Origin of the sequence: Massilibacillus massiliensis, assembly GCF_900086705.1 — a bacterium.
In the GTDB taxonomy this organism is placed as follows: Bacteria; Bacillota; Negativicutes; order FLKF01; family FLKF01; genus Massilibacillus; species Massilibacillus massiliensis.
The window spans coordinates 2,065,053-2,080,430 of record NZ_LT575483.1; the positions used below are offsets into that span (position 1 = coordinate 2,065,053).

At 35.3% G+C, this 15,378-nt stretch carries 16 protein-coding genes; 9 read left to right on the top strand and 7 right to left on the bottom strand.

Translation table 11 applies throughout. The features are described 5' to 3' along the window. Positions 1 to 275: 275 nt before the first annotated feature. The 7 genes from gyrB to dnaA form a co-directional block, all read right to left on the bottom strand. Positions 276 to 2,195 (bottom strand): DNA topoisomerase (ATP-hydrolyzing) subunit B, encoded by a 1,920-nt coding sequence (gene gyrB, locus BN6559_RS09870; RefSeq protein ID WP_110954553.1) that lies wholly within the window; start codon positions 2,193 to 2,195, stop codon positions 276 to 278. Between the two features lie 48 nt (positions 2,196 to 2,243). Then, on the bottom strand, positions 2,244 to 2,495 hold the full coding sequence (gene remB / locus BN6559_RS09875; RefSeq protein WP_110954554.1) for an extracellular matrix regulator RemB: 252 nt from the start codon (positions 2,493 to 2,495) through the stop codon (positions 2,244 to 2,246). Beyond that, positions 2,495 to 3,325 carry a DUF721 domain-containing protein gene (locus BN6559_RS09880; RefSeq protein ID WP_110954555.1) on the bottom strand — a complete coding sequence of 277 codons (831 nt, stop codon included), beginning with the start codon at positions 3,323 to 3,325 and terminating at the stop codon, positions 2,495 to 2,497. The genes remB and BN6559_RS09880 overlap by 1 nt, the downstream gene beginning before the upstream one ends. Before the next feature lie 5 nt (positions 3,326 to 3,330). Beyond that, positions 3,331 to 4,431: a DNA replication/repair protein RecF gene (gene recF, locus BN6559_RS09885; RefSeq protein WP_110954556.1), complete on the bottom strand. Its 1,101-nt coding sequence runs from the start codon at positions 4,429 to 4,431 to the stop codon at positions 3,331 to 3,333. 3 nt (positions 4,432 to 4,434) lie between these two features. Continuing rightward, the gene (locus BN6559_RS09890; protein ID WP_110954557.1) at positions 4,435 to 4,659 is read right to left on the bottom strand and encodes an RNA-binding S4 domain-containing protein; all 225 of its coding nucleotides are present in this window, start codon (positions 4,657 to 4,659) and stop codon (positions 4,435 to 4,437) included. A 23-nt stretch (positions 4,660 to 4,682) separates the two neighbouring features. Beyond that, positions 4,683 to 5,792 carry a DNA polymerase III subunit beta gene (dnaN, locus tag BN6559_RS09895; RefSeq protein ID WP_110954558.1) on the bottom strand — a complete coding sequence of 370 codons (1,110 nt, stop codon included), beginning with the start codon at positions 5,790 to 5,792 and terminating at the stop codon, positions 4,683 to 4,685. Positions 5,793 to 6,039: 247 nt separating this feature from the next. Then, on the bottom strand, positions 6,040 to 7,488 hold the full coding sequence (dnaA, locus tag BN6559_RS09900) for a chromosomal replication initiator protein DnaA (RefSeq protein WP_110954559.1): 1,449 nt from the start codon (positions 7,486 to 7,488) through the stop codon (positions 6,040 to 6,042). Between the two features lie 505 nt (positions 7,489 to 7,993). On the opposite strand from dnaA, the gene rpmH reads away from it, so the two are divergent. The 9 genes from rpmH (at position 7,994) to noc (ending at position 15,211) form a co-directional block, all read left to right on the top strand. After that, the gene (rpmH, locus tag BN6559_RS09905; RefSeq protein WP_110954560.1) at positions 7,994 to 8,128 is read left to right on the top strand and encodes a 50S ribosomal protein L34; all 135 of its coding nucleotides are present in this window, start codon (positions 7,994 to 7,996) and stop codon (positions 8,126 to 8,128) included. A 50-nt stretch (positions 8,129 to 8,178) separates the two neighbouring features. Further along, entirely contained in the window at positions 8,179 to 8,529 is a 351-nt protein-coding gene (gene rnpA / locus BN6559_RS09910; protein ID WP_110954561.1) for a ribonuclease P protein component, read from the top strand. 11 nt (positions 8,530 to 8,540) lie between these two features. Then, entirely contained in the window at positions 8,541 to 8,750 is a 210-nt protein-coding gene (yidD, locus tag BN6559_RS09915; protein ID WP_110954562.1) for a membrane protein insertion efficiency factor YidD, read from the top strand. A 49-nt stretch (positions 8,751 to 8,799) separates the two neighbouring features. Beyond that, positions 8,800 to 9,453: a YidC/Oxa1 family membrane protein insertase gene (locus tag BN6559_RS09920; protein ID WP_110954563.1), complete on the top strand. Its 654-nt coding sequence runs from the start codon at positions 8,800 to 8,802 to the stop codon at positions 9,451 to 9,453. A 1-nt stretch (position 9,454) separates the two neighbouring features. Next, positions 9,455 to 10,084 carry an RNA-binding cell elongation regulator Jag/EloR gene (jag, locus tag BN6559_RS09925; protein WP_110954564.1) on the top strand — a complete coding sequence of 210 codons (630 nt, stop codon included), beginning with the start codon at positions 9,455 to 9,457 and terminating at the stop codon, positions 10,082 to 10,084. Positions 10,085 to 10,167: 83 nt separating this feature from the next. Beyond that, a complete protein-coding gene (gene mnmE, locus BN6559_RS09930) occupies positions 10,168 to 11,550 on the top strand; it encodes a tRNA uridine-5-carboxymethylaminomethyl(34) synthesis GTPase MnmE (protein WP_110956365.1) in 1,383 nt (460 codons plus the stop codon). Positions 11,551 to 11,609: 59 nt separating this feature from the next. After that, positions 11,610 to 13,493, top strand: coding sequence for a tRNA uridine-5-carboxymethylaminomethyl(34) synthesis enzyme MnmG (gene mnmG, locus BN6559_RS09935; protein WP_110954565.1), 1,884 nt, complete (start codon positions 11,610 to 11,612; stop codon positions 13,491 to 13,493). Continuing rightward, positions 13,490 to 14,206, top strand: a complete 717-nt coding sequence (gene rsmG, locus BN6559_RS09940) for a 16S rRNA (guanine(527)-N(7))-methyltransferase RsmG (RefSeq protein ID WP_110954566.1) — start codon at positions 13,490 to 13,492, stop codon at positions 14,204 to 14,206. Before mnmG ends, rsmG begins: the two co-directional genes overlap by 4 nt. A gap of 78 nt (positions 14,207 to 14,284) precedes the next feature. Further along, positions 14,285 to 15,211: a nucleoid occlusion protein gene (gene noc, locus BN6559_RS09945; protein WP_110954567.1), complete on the top strand. Its 927-nt coding sequence runs from the start codon at positions 14,285 to 14,287 to the stop codon at positions 15,209 to 15,211. The last annotated feature ends 167 nt before the right edge of the window (positions 15,212 to 15,378 follow it).

Sequence of the window (15,378 nt, forward strand, 5' to 3'; positions counted from 1 at the left end):
ATCGCCTCTTTTCTCAACCTAAAGAACAAAAAGACCTTGTCTCATTCACAATGATTGAGACAAGGTCTGGCTTGCAAAATACATTGCCAGTAGTACCGGAGTTTTAACCCGTATTGACGATACTACCGTACAGCTACTCCCCTTGTATAAAACTAGAATTGATTCACTAGTCTATCTTGCATTTATAGTACCATTAAACCTATAGCTTGTCAATATAATTTACATAATCACTATAAAATAGCAATAAATATATCGTAATTGTAAAAGAATCTAAATTAAATATCTAAATTCCGTACATGTTTTGCATGTTCTTCAATAAAGTTTCGTCTAGGTTCAACTTTATCTCCCATTAAAACAGAGAAAATACTATCTGCCTCTACAGCATCTTCTAAATGAACCTGTAAGATCGTTCTGCCTTCTGGATTCATCGTAGTCTCCCATAATTGTTCAGGATTCATTTCACCTAAACCTTTATAGCGCTGTACACTGATTCCATCACGACCGATACGATTTAATAAGGTATTCATTTCCTCATCACTGTACATGTACCAATGTTCACGACCCTTCTTCACTAGATATAAAGGCGGCTGTGCAATATAAATCCGACCAGCCTCAATTAAAGGTTTCATATAGCGATAGAAGAAGGTAAGCAATAAAGTTCTAATATGTGCACCATCAACATCGGCATCTGTCATGATGATAATTTTACCGTAACGACTCTTATCTAAATCAAATTCGTCGGCGATTCCATTCCCAAACGCAGTGATCATCGTTCTAATTTCATCATTATTTAAGATTCTATCTAAACGTGCCTTTTCTACATTTAAAATTTTACCGCGCAATGGCAAAATCGCCTGAAAACGACGATCGCGGCCTTGTTTTGCAGACCCCCCTGCAGAATCACCTTCTACAAGATAAATTTCAGTCTGCATCGGATCCTTAATTGAGCAATCCGCAAGTTTTCCTGGTAAAGAACTTACTTCCAATGCATTTTTACGACGTGTCAATTCACGTGCTTTACGTGCTGCTTCTCTTGCGCGCGATGCCATCAATGATTTTTCAAGAATTTTCTTCGTAATCGCTGGATTTTCTTCAAAAAACTCTGTTAAGCCTTCACTGACAATAGAATCTACAATTCCACGAACTTCACTATTCCCCAATTTTGTTTTGGTCTGACCTTCAAACTGTGGTTCACGAATTTTCAAACTAATTACACAGGTTAAACCTTCGCGAATATCTTCCCCAGTTAAATTATCTTCAGAAGCTTTTAGTACGTTTGCTTTACGCGCAAAATCATTTGCAGCACGCGTCAAAGCAATCTTAAAACCGGCAAGATGCGTGCCGCCTTCTTCTGTATTGATATTATTAACAAAACTATAAATATTTTCAGAATAGCTGGTATTATATTGCATTGCAATCTCAACAACCGTCGTATCTTTTGTCCCCGAAAAATAGATCGGTTCTGGATGAATCGTTTCCTTTGCACTATTTAAATGTTCAACAAAAGATCGAATTCCGCCCTCAAAGTGGAAGACTTCCTTATTTTCATCACGTTCATCACTCAAAGTAATTTTAATTCCTTGATTCAAGAATGACAATTCTCTAAGACGATGTTTTAAAACCTCAAAACTATATACAATATCCTCAAAAATTTCAGTATCTGGTTTAAAATGTACTTTTGTTCCATTTTCTTCCGTCGTACCGATTACTTGCAATGGGCTTTTTGTTATACCACGCTCAAAAACAATTTTATGTATTTTTCCATCTCTTTTAACCTCAACCTCAAGAGATGTACTCAAAGCATTTACAACGGATACACCAACACCATGTAAGCCACCGGATACTTTATAACCTTCACCGCCAAATTTACCGCCGGCATGTAGAACTGTAAGTACAACTTCAATTGCTGGTTTACCACTGTCATGCATATCAACTGGAATACCGCGACCATCATCGATAACAGTTATACTATTATCTTGATGAATCGTAACTTCGATATGACTGCAATATCCTGCTAAAGCTTCATCAATACTATTATCAACTACTTCATATACCAAATGATGTAAACCTTTACTAGATGTACTACCAATATACATTCCAGGACGTTTACGAACAGCTTCTAACCCCTCTAATATTTGGATCTGATCCGCACCATAATCACCATTTACGGTTGTGGTTTCTTCATTATTTTCCATATTAACCTCCTTGATCTACTAACCAATGATCTTACTGAAACTCTGCAATTAATCTTCATTATAAAATAAATTATCAGCTCTCTTTTTCAATGTTAATGACGAAATGGCTGATAAATAGACTTTTGATTTTGTTACTACAAAGGATTTTGGATCATTTTCTGATATATCTACAATCGTATTTTTCGTTTTCGTTTTTTTTATAAATTCGCGATTTACAACGGATCGAAAGCTCTTATAATCATTAATCGATATAATATCATCAAGTGCTACTACAATATCAGATCCTAAATGTAGAAACATTAATATTTCCTCCTAAATTTAGCAATTGTCTGATCAATCAATTTATCATTGACTTCATCATGTTTTGCTCCAGTAAATAACATCGTCAGCATCATGATGTCCATATCATTATCTTCTTTGTTCAAATGACCTGCAAAAACTCGAAGCAACGTAATTTTTGCATCAATATATTCATCTGCTGTACAGGGTACATATTTATTTACTTCAGCATAAGTCACCCAAGGAACTTCTAATAATATCTTCCGAATATCCTCATGCCGCTTCTTCTTTATTGCGAGTTTACAAGCATTGCAATATTTATTTTCTCTAGGGCAAAGTGTATCACATTTTTCACATTTATGCCATTCTTTTGCTTTTTTAAATTTATTAAAAGCCAAATGCTTTTGATAAATTCTCTGAATTCGCATCTGCAGTTTATCTTCCGACACATTTTGTGCAATTTTTTTAGCACATTGTATTTCATTTCTATCTAATTGAATCTTTCTAATTTCTTTCCCTATATTTATGTCTTCATTTTCTTCATTCAATGCAGTTTTTTTATTTTTATCATATTGTGTACGAAAACGAATATCTTTAACAAAAGGTTCACCAATGAATTGATTTACCTTAAAAATAATATCAGCCTTCATCATTGATAAATGATGACACCATACAGAATTGTTTACAGAAAGCAATAACACATCATATTCAATTTGAATCGGTGAAGACTGCGCAGCAATATCTTTACCGACAATCTCTTCCCAGTGAAAAATTGCCATTTGTGCTTTATATTTTTTATGGATACCTAAACCAGTAACCATTTTGGGGAGTATTTCTTTTATTTTCTCCAAAAAAATCACTCCACTACTTTACCAGCCTCAACACGATAGTATTTTCCATCAATTTCTTTAGGAAAATAAGTATGATCAGTAGCTGTAATAAAAGTTTGAATTTTATCTCTGATAAATAATAATAGCTGCTCCCGCCGATTTGCATCGAGTTCGCTCATAACATCATCTAATAACAAAACAGGGTATTCACCCGTTTCTGATTTAATAAATTCTAATTCAGCAAGTTTAAGAGCTAATACACCTGTACGTTGTTGTCCTTGCGAACCAAAGGATCGTAAGTTTATATTATTTACTTTTAAAATGATATCATCCCGATGCGGTCCTATACTCGTACTACCACGTATGATATCTAATTCACGAGATTCACTTAATTTACTATTATACCATGTAATTAAATTTTCCGGAACTATCGCATCTTCAAGTCCTGAAATTTTATAATCAACTTCCAAATTTTCCTTATTTTTCGAAATTTTACGATGCATTAAATTTGCAAGCATATTTAATTTCTTAATTGCATTGATTCTTTTTAAAACAACTTCTGCGGCAATTGCAGAAAATTGTTCGTCCCAGCTTTCCAATAAATCTTTGCTGCTCTTTCTTTCCTTGATCTTTTTTAGAAGCATGTTTCGCTGGGCAATAATTCGGTTATATTTTATTAATTGTTTATAGTAAATAGGGCTTGCTTGAGAAATTTCAAGATCTAAAAATCGCCTCCGCCCCGCCGGGGCACCTTTAATTAACGATAAATCCTCCGGAGAAAAAAGAACGACATTAAATAAGCCAATTAAATCTTTTTGTTTAATTGGGTGGCTATTATATAAAACTTCTTTATTTTTATCCGCATAAAAATGAAATACCAATTCATTTTCAATCAGCATTCGATCAAAAACAAGACCGATTCTAGCTTGATTTTGTTCCCACCGAATCACATCATGTTCAACACTGCTGCGGTGCGAATGTCCGATTGCTGCAAAATAGATTGCTTCAATAATATTTGTTTTTCCCTGGGCATTTTGTCCTATAAAAATATTTAAATTCTGTGAAAAAGACAAGGATAATGCAGTGTAATTTCTATAATTATGTAAACTAATTTTTTTTACCCGCATCGCCTATTCACCTTGACTTTTTATCACTTGCCAAATTCCAGATTCTAAAATCTCAATCGTATCTCCAGGATATATTTTTTTTCTTCTTTCTGTGACGAAAACACCATTCAATTTTATGATTTTTTCTTCAATCATGCCTTTTACTTGTCCGCCTGAATCTACAATTCCAGCCCATTTTAATAATTGATCGAGCTGAATTACTTCACTGTTAATTTCTATTGTTTCCATTTCGTTACCTCTATAAACATATTTTAACTGGTTCGAACTGGCGTAATGATATAGTTGTAAGTATCATCATCAAGAGGTCTGATACTAGCTGGACTTAATGGGGTATTTAATGAAAAATAAATCTTTTCACTATCAATGTTTTTGAGGATATCTGTTACGTATTTCGCATTAAACGCAATATCGAGTTCATTCCCAGACAAGGAAACATTTACAGACTCTTCTGCTTTACCAATATCAGGATTGTTTGAAGTAATAACTACAGAATCTTGACTAAAGGATAAGCGAATTACATTATAATCTCCTGCACGTGAAATTAAAGAAACACGTTCTACAGCAGATAAAAAATCATCCGTATTCAAAAGAATTTCCGTGGAAAAATTTTCAGGAATAACGCGCTTATAATCCGGGAATTGTCCTTCGATCAATCTCGATATTATGTAAACATTATCAATCATGAAACTAATCTGATTACGCGTACAATGGATAGTAACATCAGACGGAACTTCTGATACCATAATGCGAGCTAACTCATTCAATATTTTAGACGGAATAATAATTTTTATTGCGCCGCTAAATGAATCTAAATACTCTTTTTTCACAGATAATCTATGCGTATTTGTAGCCACCATAAGTACATCACTATTACTTACTTCTAGTAATCCACCAGTAAAAACAGGTCTTGCCTCATCTTGGGAACAAGCAAACACTGTTTTCTTGATTAATTCTCTTAATACATTGTCTCTAATTTTAAAAGTGGTTGTTCCTTCCAGCGGGTGCAAGACAGGAAATTCTGATGCAGGCAAACTCAATAAATTAAATTGTGCCGTATTAGAAGTAATTTTGATCGTATGATCTTCTCGATTTGTTACAATCTCTACCATATCCCCAGGTAATCTGCGGACAACTTCTTGAAAATAACGACCCGATAGAACAATAGCACCTGGTTCACTGATCTGTGCATCTATTTTACAACTAATTCCTAATTCGTAATCTGTTGCTTGTAATTCTAGTGTGTTGTCTAGTGCATTCAAATAAATACCTGATAATATGGGCATTTGCGGTTTGCTTGATACCGCTTTTTGAACAATTTGTACAGCATGTACAAGTTGTTCTTTTTTACAGGAAAATTTCATTAAAAGTCCTCCTTGAGTATATTATGACTATTTTGCTTATATAATATAAAAAATAGTCGTATTAGTCGTAGGGGCTGTAGATATGTTGATAACTTTATATAGTGCTGATTTATCAACAGCAGACTGTGTTAATAAAATGTAGATAAAAGGATTGACAGTTATCCACATATTCACACAAAAATCTGCATAAAAAGTTACCCACAAAAAATCTACAGTAAATTCGACGAGTTATAAACAGAGTTATACACTACATACTTTCAATTCTCTTAATAAGTTCTTTGATTGTATTATTTAGTTTCATATCTTCATTACGCTCACGGCTGATTTTGTCATGTGCGTGAATAACTGTGGTATGATCACGGCCGCCAAACATTTCACCAATTCGAGGCAGCGAGGTATCTGTAAGCTCGCGACATAAATACATTGCAATTTGGCGCGGAAAAGCAAGGTTGCGTGTTCTTTTTTTGACTAAAAGCTCTTCTACTTTTATTTTAAAATAAGAAGATACGATCTCTTGTATCAGCTCTAAAGTAATTTGTTTTGTTTTGCTTGTTGGAAAGACGTCCTTCAATGCTTCTGTGGCCAATTCATTATTTACCACTTGATTTGTCAGTGAAGCATATGCCATTACACGGATCAAAGCACCTTCGAGCTCTCGAATATTGTTGTCAATTCGGCTGGCAATATAAACCATAACGTCATTGGGAACATTGAGATTTTCCAATAATGCCTTTTTTCGTAAAATTGCAATACGTGTTTCAAGATCCGGTGCTTGAATATCTGTGATCAATCCCCATTCAAAGCGGGATCGCAGACGATCTTCAAGGGTTTGTATTTCACGGGGAGGACGATCGCTGGAAATAATAATCTGTTTATTTGCTTCATGTAATGTATTAAACGTATGGAAAAATTCTTCTTGGGTATGCTCTTTCTTAGATAGAAATTGAATATCATCCACAAGTAGAACATCAATATTACGATATTTTTGCCGGAAACTTTCTGGATTCCCATCACGAATTGAATTGATTAATTCATTGGTGAATTTCTCACTCGAAATATATAAAACACGAAGATTCGGATGATTTTTCAAAATACGATGCCCGATTGCGTGCATTAAATGCGTTTTACCTAGGCCAACACCGCCGTACATAAAAAAAGGATTGTAGACTTGTGCCGGTGATTCGGCTACAGCAAGGGCTGCTGCGTGTGCAAAACGATTGGAGTTACCAGTGACAAATGTTTCAAAAACGTATTTAGGATTCAAAGAGAGTGAATCTTCTAGAATTAATGGAGCCTGTGTTTTAAAATCCATTGATTTTTGATTGATTTGCGGAGTTTCTTCGTCAATTAAAGAAGTTTGAATGGATTGTGTGTTGGAAGTATTTACAGGTCGAGTTTGGGGAATTGGCGCTTCTGGTACAGACGTATTTATATCATTATCAAGATCTAGGTTTGTAATGACGACAGTAAGATGTTTGTTGGTAACTTCGTAACCGGCATCTACAATAAAAGGAATATAACGAGATTCGATCCATTCTTTCATGAATTTTTTCGGCGTGCCGAGTTCAATCGTCGTATCTGTTAAAGAAATAGGTATAACTGGTTTTAGCCAGGTGTCACAAGTGAGTTTTGATAAAGACAATTCTAATTTGCTTAGAATTTGCTCCCAAGTGGCTTGTAATTGTGTTGTATCCATGAAGAAAATCCTTTCTCAAAAGAAAATATAAACATAATTTATTAACATCTTTATAAATTATCCACAGTTTTATTCACAACTGTGAATATCTTTTTGGGGGAAAAGTAAAAAAAGACGAAAAAAAATACAAAATCGGTAAAATAAAATTTGCCGAATATTTGTATTATCTATATTTGTCAGTTTACGTGCTCATGTGGATAAAACTGTGCATAAGCTATGTATTCTGTTAATAAGGTTGCATTTTATTCACAAAACATAATAAATTTGTGTGAATTGTGGATAAGTAACTAACTTTATATTATCAAAAGGAGTGTAAGTTATCAACATGTTTTTATAGAAAACGGCATAAAATTACAATAAATATCCACAAAGTTATGAACGGATACTAAAGCAAAGTGTGCAAAAATCTTGACACTAAGGCATTGCTAGTCTATAATTTTTATAGTTAAAATTGATTATTTTGACCGAGAATGCTTTCGTATTGTGGCAAGGAGGTGTTGTAAATATGAAACGTACTTTTCAACCAAATACACTATGGAGAAAAAGAACGCATGGCTTCCGTGAACGCATGAAGACCAGAGGTGGTCGTCTTGTTTTAAAAAGAAGACGCGCTAAAGGCAGAAGTAAATTGTCTGCTTAGTAGGTCACTCAGGTGACCTATTTTTTCCATATAGCAGGATGGTTAAACAAATGATGTATAAATTACCCAAGCAGAATATACTGCGTAAAAACAAACAATTTCAAGGTGTTTATCGATACGGTAAGTCCTATTCGAATCGTATGATGGTTCTTTATGTCTTATCAAACTGCGAGCTGGAAAGAAAAGTTGGCTTTGCAGCAGGTAAACGGCTGGGAAATGCTGTAGTTAGAAATCGAGTAAAAAGACTTCTTCGTGAAACTTATCGACTCAATCAACATCGATTGAAGCGTGGTTTGAGCTTACTCTTAGTTGGACGAAAACCAATGGTTGGAGTAAATTACAAAGTTGTTGATAAAGCTTTTGGAGATTTATGCACGAGAGCTCATATTTTTGACGAATAGGCGGCGATTAAATGAAAAAATTTTTTATTTTATTGATAAAATTTTATCGTATATTTTTATCACCGTTAAAACCGCCTACTTGTCGCTTTGTTCCAACTTGTTCGGAGTACGCATTAATTGCTTTCGAAAAATATGGGGTGTTCCGTGGATTTTATTTGACACTAAAACGCATTTTAAAGTGTCATCCCTTTCATCCAGGCGGTTATGATCCTGTGAAATAGATATAAATGGTTTTATAGAGATAAATATGTTCGAGGATGTGAAAATTTAGTGGATTTATTTAACGCCTTTATCGGTTATTTGCAAAGTTTTTTAACGATTTTTTATAACTTAAGTGATACGCTCGGATATGCAAATTATGGTGTAGCGATTATCTTAATGACAATCGTAATCAAAATGCTTCTTTATCCATTAACGGTAAAACAGGTAAAATCAATGAAGGCTATGCAGGAAATGCAGCCTGAAATGAAAAAATTACAAGAAAAATATAAAAATAAACCCGCAGAATTACAGAAAGAAATGGCTTCCTTATATAGCAAAGCCGGTGTCAATCCTCTGGCAGGATGTTTACCGCTTATCGCCCAAATGCCAATTTTGATTGGAATATTTTACGCAATTCGTGATTATGTTTATGAAGGATCGCCAACTTTTTTTTGGGTAACAAATCTTTCACAGGCCGATCCATATTATATTTTACCGGTTGTATCTGCATTGACTACGTATATACAACAGAAACAAACAACTGTAGAAGTGACGCAACAAACGAAAATGATGATGATATTCATGCCATTGTTTATTGGATGGATTAGTTTAACTTTTCCATCAGGATTGGTATTATACTGGGTAGTGAGCAATATTATGCAAATTCTACAACAGTGGTGGATGTATCGTTCCGATGATAAATTAAAAGGGGAGGCTGCTTAATATGCTTACTGTAGTTGAAAAAACTGGTAAGACTATTGAAGAAGCTCTAGCAGCGGCATTAATGGAATTCAATGTAAGCGAAGATCGTGTTGCATATGAGGTTATTGATATGCCTAGCAAAGGGTTTTTGGGATTAATTGGATCTAAACCTGCTAAAATTAAAGTATCTTTAAAAAAACTCCCTCCGGTTGAAATTGCGATTCAATTTTTAGAAGATCTCTTTAAATCGATGAAGATCGCGGTTTTGATAAAAAAAATTGAAAATGAAAATGGATATGTTTTTGACTTACAGGGTGAAGATCTGGGAATCTTAATTGGTAAGCATGGACAAACATTGGATGCATTACAATACTTAACAAATCTTGCAGCAAATCAAGATATGAGTGAAGCTAAAGTAAGAATTATTCTTGACGTTGAAAATTATAGAAAGAGACGTCAGGAAACTTTATGTCGTTTAGCAAATCGTCTGGCGGATAAGGTAAAACGTTTCGGTGATAAAATTGTTTTAGAACCGATGAGCCGTCATGAAAGAAAAGTTATTCATACTGCATTGCAAGAAGATCCTAAGATTCTTACGTATAGTGATGGAGAAGAACCATATCGTAAGGTTGTTATTACATTAAAACGGTAAAGAGATAAAGAATAAAACCCAGTAATGAATATTACTGGGTTTTTGAATATTATAAATTGCTGGAGGTTTTTCATATTATGCGGATGCATACGCAAACAATTAGTGCAATTGCTACTTCAGTCGGTGAAGGTGGAATTGGGATTGTTCGACTAAGTGGTGATAAAGCATTTGAAATAGCAAACAATATTTTTGTTCCTAAAAATAAGCAAAACGTCGAGGAAATTTCTACGCATCGTGTTACCTACGGAAAGATCGTTGATAAAAAAAATGATTGTGTTATCGATGAAGCGTTGCTGCTGACAATGCATGGACCACATTCTTACACCTGTGAAGATGTTGTTGAACTACATTGTCATGGTGGTGCAACTCCGCTCCGCAATGTACTTAGTCTTACACTGCGTGAAGGAGCACGACTTGCTGAACCGGGAGAATTTACAAAGCGTGCCTTTTTAAATGGACGCCTCGACTTATCACAAGCACAGGCTGTAATTGATGTAATTCGCTCTAAAACAGATGCATCACTTAGGATGGCAGTTGGACATCTTTCAGGTGAATTTTCCGAAAAAATTCGCGAGTATCGTTATGAAATTCTAAGAATGATTGCACATTTAGAAGCAGCGATTGATTTTCCAGAGGATGATATTGACGAAATTGCGACAGATGAAGTGCGGGATGAAGTCTCTCATCTTAAAGAAGATCTTGAAAAACTGCTTGCAACAGCGAAAACCGGTCGGGTTCTGCGGGAAGGTCTAGAAACAGCGATTATTGGCAAACCAAATGTTGGTAAATCCAGTTTATTGAATGCTATACTACGTGAAAGTCGTGCTATCGTAACGGATGTTCCGGGAACGACACGTGATAGTATTGAAGAATATGCAAATTTTGGCGGAATTCCATTAAAAATTATTGATACGGCAGGAATTCGTGAAACAGAAGATGTTGTTGAAAAAATTGGCGTGGAAAAATCGCGTGATTATATAAAGAGAGCAGATTTAATTTTAGTTTTGTTGGATATGGCTCGTTCTTTATCTGCAGAAGATGAAGAAATTTTATCTATGATTGGAAATCGTCAGGCAATTGTATTATTAAATAAAAGTGATCTTAAGGCGACCTTAGATATGGATTCTATTAAGAATAAATTACCAAATCATAAACTTATAAAAATATCTACTGTATCTGGGACTGGCTTAGATGAATTAGAGAAAGCAGTCATTGATATGGTTTATTGTGGACAAGTGCAGCAAGGGGAAGGGGCATTTGTAAATAATGTTAGACAGGCAGAAATATTAAGACTGGCTGATCAGCATTTACAAGAAGTATTGACAACAATTGATCATGGAATGTCACCGGATTTTATTGTGATTGATTTACGGGCTGCCTGGGAAACACTTGGTGAAATTACGGGAGATACAGTTGGTGAAGATATTATCGATCAAATTTTTAGCCAATTTTGTATAGGAAAATAGAGTAATAGGCTAAAATTCTGGTCGATAGAATGTAGTTAGAAAATAGGGAGATGTTTGTTTTGTTTGTTGCTGAAGAATATGATGTAATTGTTATTGGTGCTGGACACGCTGGTGTAGAAGCAGCACTTGCTTCAGCTCGCATGGGCTGTAAAACAATGCTTGCAACTTTAAATATGGATAATATTGCAATGATGCCATGCAATCCTTCGGTTGGTGGTCCGGCGAAGGGGCATTTAGTTTGCGAAATTGATGCTTTAGGCGGCGAAATGGGTATTAATAGTGATAAGACTTGTATCCAATTTAGAATGCTCAATACGGGGAAGGGGCCTGCTGTGCATGCGATGCGTGCGCAAGCAGATAAAAAACTTTATCAGTTCACAATGAAAGAAACTTGTGAGAACCAAGAAAATCTTGACGTAAAACAGCTGCTGATAGAAAAAATTATCATTGAAGATGGTCAAATCAGAGGCGTTGAGATTGAAACGGGAGAGATTTATCATTGTAAATGTGCGATTTTAGCATCGGGTACGTATTTAAAAGGAAAAATTGTAATTGGTGAAAATGCTTATTCCGGTGGTCCAAATGGGCAACGAGCGGCAGAAAAATTATCAGATTCACTTCGTGAAGCAGGGATAAGACTGATGCGCTTTAAGACGGGAACTCCGGCTAGAGTAGACGGACGTTCACTGAATTACGAAAAAATGATGATACAGCCTGGCGACGATGAAATGCATAATTTTTCTTTTATGAGTGATATAAAAACGCGACAACAAGTGCCGTGCTGGCTGACGTATACAAATGAACAAACGCATGATATCATTCGTAAAAATCTACATCGAGCACCCATGTATTCAGGGGCAATTGAAGGGACTGGCCCTAGGTATTGTCCGGCAATTGAAACTAAAATCGTTCGATTTGCAGAAAAAACATCCCATCAATTATTTGTTGAGCCTGAAGGATTGAATACGAATGAAATGTATGTGCAAGGAATGTCTACTAGTTTACCAATTGATGTGCAATATGAATTTTTAAGAACGATTCCAGGATTAGAAAATGTTAAAATCATGCGTCCTGGTTATGCGATAGAATATGATTGTGTAGATCCAGTCCAACTAAAAGCATCTCTTGAATTTAAATCCATACAAGGGTTATTCTCAGCTGGGCAAGCAAATGGAACTTCTGGATATGAAGAAGCTGCTGCACAAGGGTTAATCGCCGGAATAAATGCAGCATTAAGCGTAAAAGAAAAAGAGCCTTTTATTTTATCAAGATCTGATGCGTATATTGGTGTGCTAATTGATGATTTAGTGACTAAAGGGACAAATGAACCTTATCGAATTATGACTTCTCGCGCAGAGTATCGTCTTCTGTTAAGACAAGACAATGCGGATTTACGCTTAACGCAAAAAGGGTATGATGTCGGTTTGGTAACAGAAGATCGCTATACCCGGTTTAAAGAAAAAAAAGAAAGTATTGAAAATACCCTGAAAATTTTAACCGAAACAATGATTACGCCGACACCGGCTACACAAGAAAAACTTGCTGCAATTCATACGAGTGATATTAGAACGGGAACTACGCTGTATGATCTATTAAAACGTACAGGAATGGAATATGAATTACTTCGGAGTCAATTTGATTTACCGGAGACAACATCTGAAGTACGCAAACAAGTTGAAATTATTGTACGCTATGAAGGTTATATAAAAAAGCAAGTTGAACAAGTTGAACGTTATGAAAAATTGGAACAGAAGATGATTCCTGCCGACATTGATTATGAGACGGTGCCTAGCCTGCCAGGTGAAGCACGGCAAAAACTTACAGAAATAAAACCTCGTTCCATTGGGCAGGCCAGCCGAATTTCTGGAGTGTCGCCTGCGGATATCTCAATCCTAATTGTATATTTAGAGCAAGAGAGCCGTAGAAAGGAAAATAAAGCATGACATTTGCAGATCATCTTAGAGAAATTGCGCGTGCATATCCTATCGAATTAACGCAGGAGCAGTTAGATTCATATGCGACTTATTATCAGCTTTTAATTGAGTGGAACCAGAAAATAAATTTAACTGCGATTACTGAAGAACGACAAGTTGCGATTAAACATATGATAGATTCACTCAGCTGTTTTGATGAAAAGATATTTTTTACAGGCTGTTCTGTTATCGATGTGGGGACTGGCGCCGGCTTCCCTGGGCTGCCATTGAAAATATTTCGCGATCATATGCATCTAACCTTACTTGATTCTTTAAATAAACGGGTTAAGTTCCTCTCTACAGTTGCTGATACACTGCATTTAACAAATATTGATGTGATTCATAGCCGGGCAGAAGAAGGTGCCAGAGAGAAGCAATATCGCGAGTGTTATGACGTTGCAGTATCACGTGCAGTTGCCCGACTAAACATATTGTCAGAACTTTGCATGCCGTTTGTAAAGATAGGCGGCTATTTTGTATCACTTAAAGGCGCGCAATATCTTGCAGAAGTCGATGAAGCGAAACGATCAATAGAAATATTGGGTGGAAAAATAGAAAAAGTTATACCAATAAAATTGCCTGAATTAAATGATGTTAGAGCGGTTATTTATATAAAAAAAATAAGAAAAACACCAACAATTTATCCGAGAAAAGCTGGGATACCAGAAAAAAAACCTCTATAATTTACCAAAAATTAGAGGAGTTTGTTTATAATATGACGAATTATATTGCTATAATGTAAGTAGGTAGGCGGTGGATGAATGAAAAGTTTCGCCAGATTCTTTGGACTCAAGTCTGAAAAACCCGAAATTTCGGCTGAAAATCCTGTAAAAACTGAAAAATTGACTGAGGAACCCGTCGTAGTGAACGATATACCCGTAGAAATTGTCAATAAAAATGATGTCCAATATTTAAACATAGGGGATATTGTTCCCAATCCATTTCAACCTAGGAAAACTTTTAATGATGAAGCATTGAGAGATTTGGCTGCTTCTATTCAGGAATTTGGTGTAATTCAACCGTTGTTGGTTCGAAATGCAAAAAATCAGCAATATGAATTAGTAGCTGGAGAACGTAGGCTGAGAGCTTCTAAATTGGTTGGATTAGAGAAAGTTCCGGCGATTATTAAAGAACTTACAGATAAAGAAATGGCAGAACTTGCCATGATTGAAAATTTACAGCGTGAAGATCTGCACTTTCTAGAAGAAGCAGAGGGCTTTCATCAATTGCTCGTAAATTTTGGTTTCACGCAAGATGAATTGGCAAAACGTATGGGGAAAAGTCAATCGACAATTGCCAATAAATTACGGCTTTTAAAGTTAAGTGATACGATTAGAAAGCAATTATACGAGTGCAGTTTGACAGAGCGGCATGCCAGGGCATTGCTGAAGTTGACGGATGAAATAAAACAGCTGGAAGCACTTTCAATTATAAAGGAAAAAGGGTTAAATGTTCGCGAAAGCGAAATGTTAATTCAAGAAATAATTGACGAAATTTCCCGGGAAAAGGATCAAAAAGTACCAAAGCAGAATGTTGTACGGATTATTAGAGATGTACGCATTTTTTTAAATACAATTCATAACGTTGTTGGAGAAATGAAAAAGTCTGGATTAAAGGTTAAAGTAAATCAAGAACAGGATGATGATTACATTACTGTAAAAATGGTCATTCCAAAACGAAAAAAATAATTGGCATTATGATAGACAACTTAACCTTTGTAATCGTTTATAAGTGGAATGGAGTTTCAAATTACTTAAAACAATGACCAACTTGCTAAAATCCTGAATTTGTTACGCTTAAACAAATGGATTTGTTAACGTAAGTTGGTTATTTTTCATCTTTGGGAACATCGTTT

What these genes read in the sequence shown, in the direction of transcription:
- gyrB (WP_110954553.1), bottom strand. Translation starts at nt 2,195, where the DNA reads ATGGAAAATAATGAAGAAACCACAACCGTAAATGGTGATTATGGTGCG.
- remB (WP_110954554.1), bottom strand. Translation starts at nt 2,495, where the DNA reads ATGTTTCTACATTTAGGATCTGATATTGTAGTAGCACTTGATGATATT.
- recF (WP_110954556.1), bottom strand. Translation starts at nt 4,431, where the DNA reads ATGCGGGTAAAAAAAATTAGTTTACATAATTATAGAAATTACACTGCA.
- BN6559_RS09890 (WP_110954557.1), bottom strand. Translation starts at nt 4,659, where the DNA reads ATGGAAACAATAGAAATTAACAGTGAAGTAATTCAGCTCGATCAATTA.
- dnaN (WP_110954558.1), bottom strand. Translation starts at nt 5,792, where the DNA reads ATGAAATTTTCCTGTAAAAAAGAACAACTTGTACATGCTGTACAAATT.
- dnaA (WP_110954559.1), bottom strand. Translation starts at nt 7,488, where the DNA reads ATGGATACAACACAATTACAAGCCACTTGGGAGCAAATTCTAAGCAAA.
- rpmH (WP_110954560.1), top strand. Translation starts at nt 7,994, where the DNA reads ATGAAACGTACTTTTCAACCAAATACACTATGGAGAAAAAGAACGCAT.
- rnpA (WP_110954561.1), top strand. Translation starts at nt 8,179, where the DNA reads ATGATGTATAAATTACCCAAGCAGAATATACTGCGTAAAAACAAACAA.
- yidD (WP_110954562.1), top strand. Translation starts at nt 8,541, where the DNA reads ATGAAAAAATTTTTTATTTTATTGATAAAATTTTATCGTATATTTTTA.
- jag (WP_110954564.1), top strand. Translation starts at nt 9,455, where the DNA reads ATGCTTACTGTAGTTGAAAAAACTGGTAAGACTATTGAAGAAGCTCTA.
- mnmE (WP_110956365.1), top strand. Translation starts at nt 10,168, where the DNA reads ATGCATACGCAAACAATTAGTGCAATTGCTACTTCAGTCGGTGAAGGT.
- rsmG (WP_110954566.1), top strand. Translation starts at nt 13,490, where the DNA reads ATGACATTTGCAGATCATCTTAGAGAAATTGCGCGTGCATATCCTATC.
- noc (WP_110954567.1), top strand. Translation starts at nt 14,285, where the DNA reads ATGAAAAGTTTCGCCAGATTCTTTGGACTCAAGTCTGAAAAACCCGAA.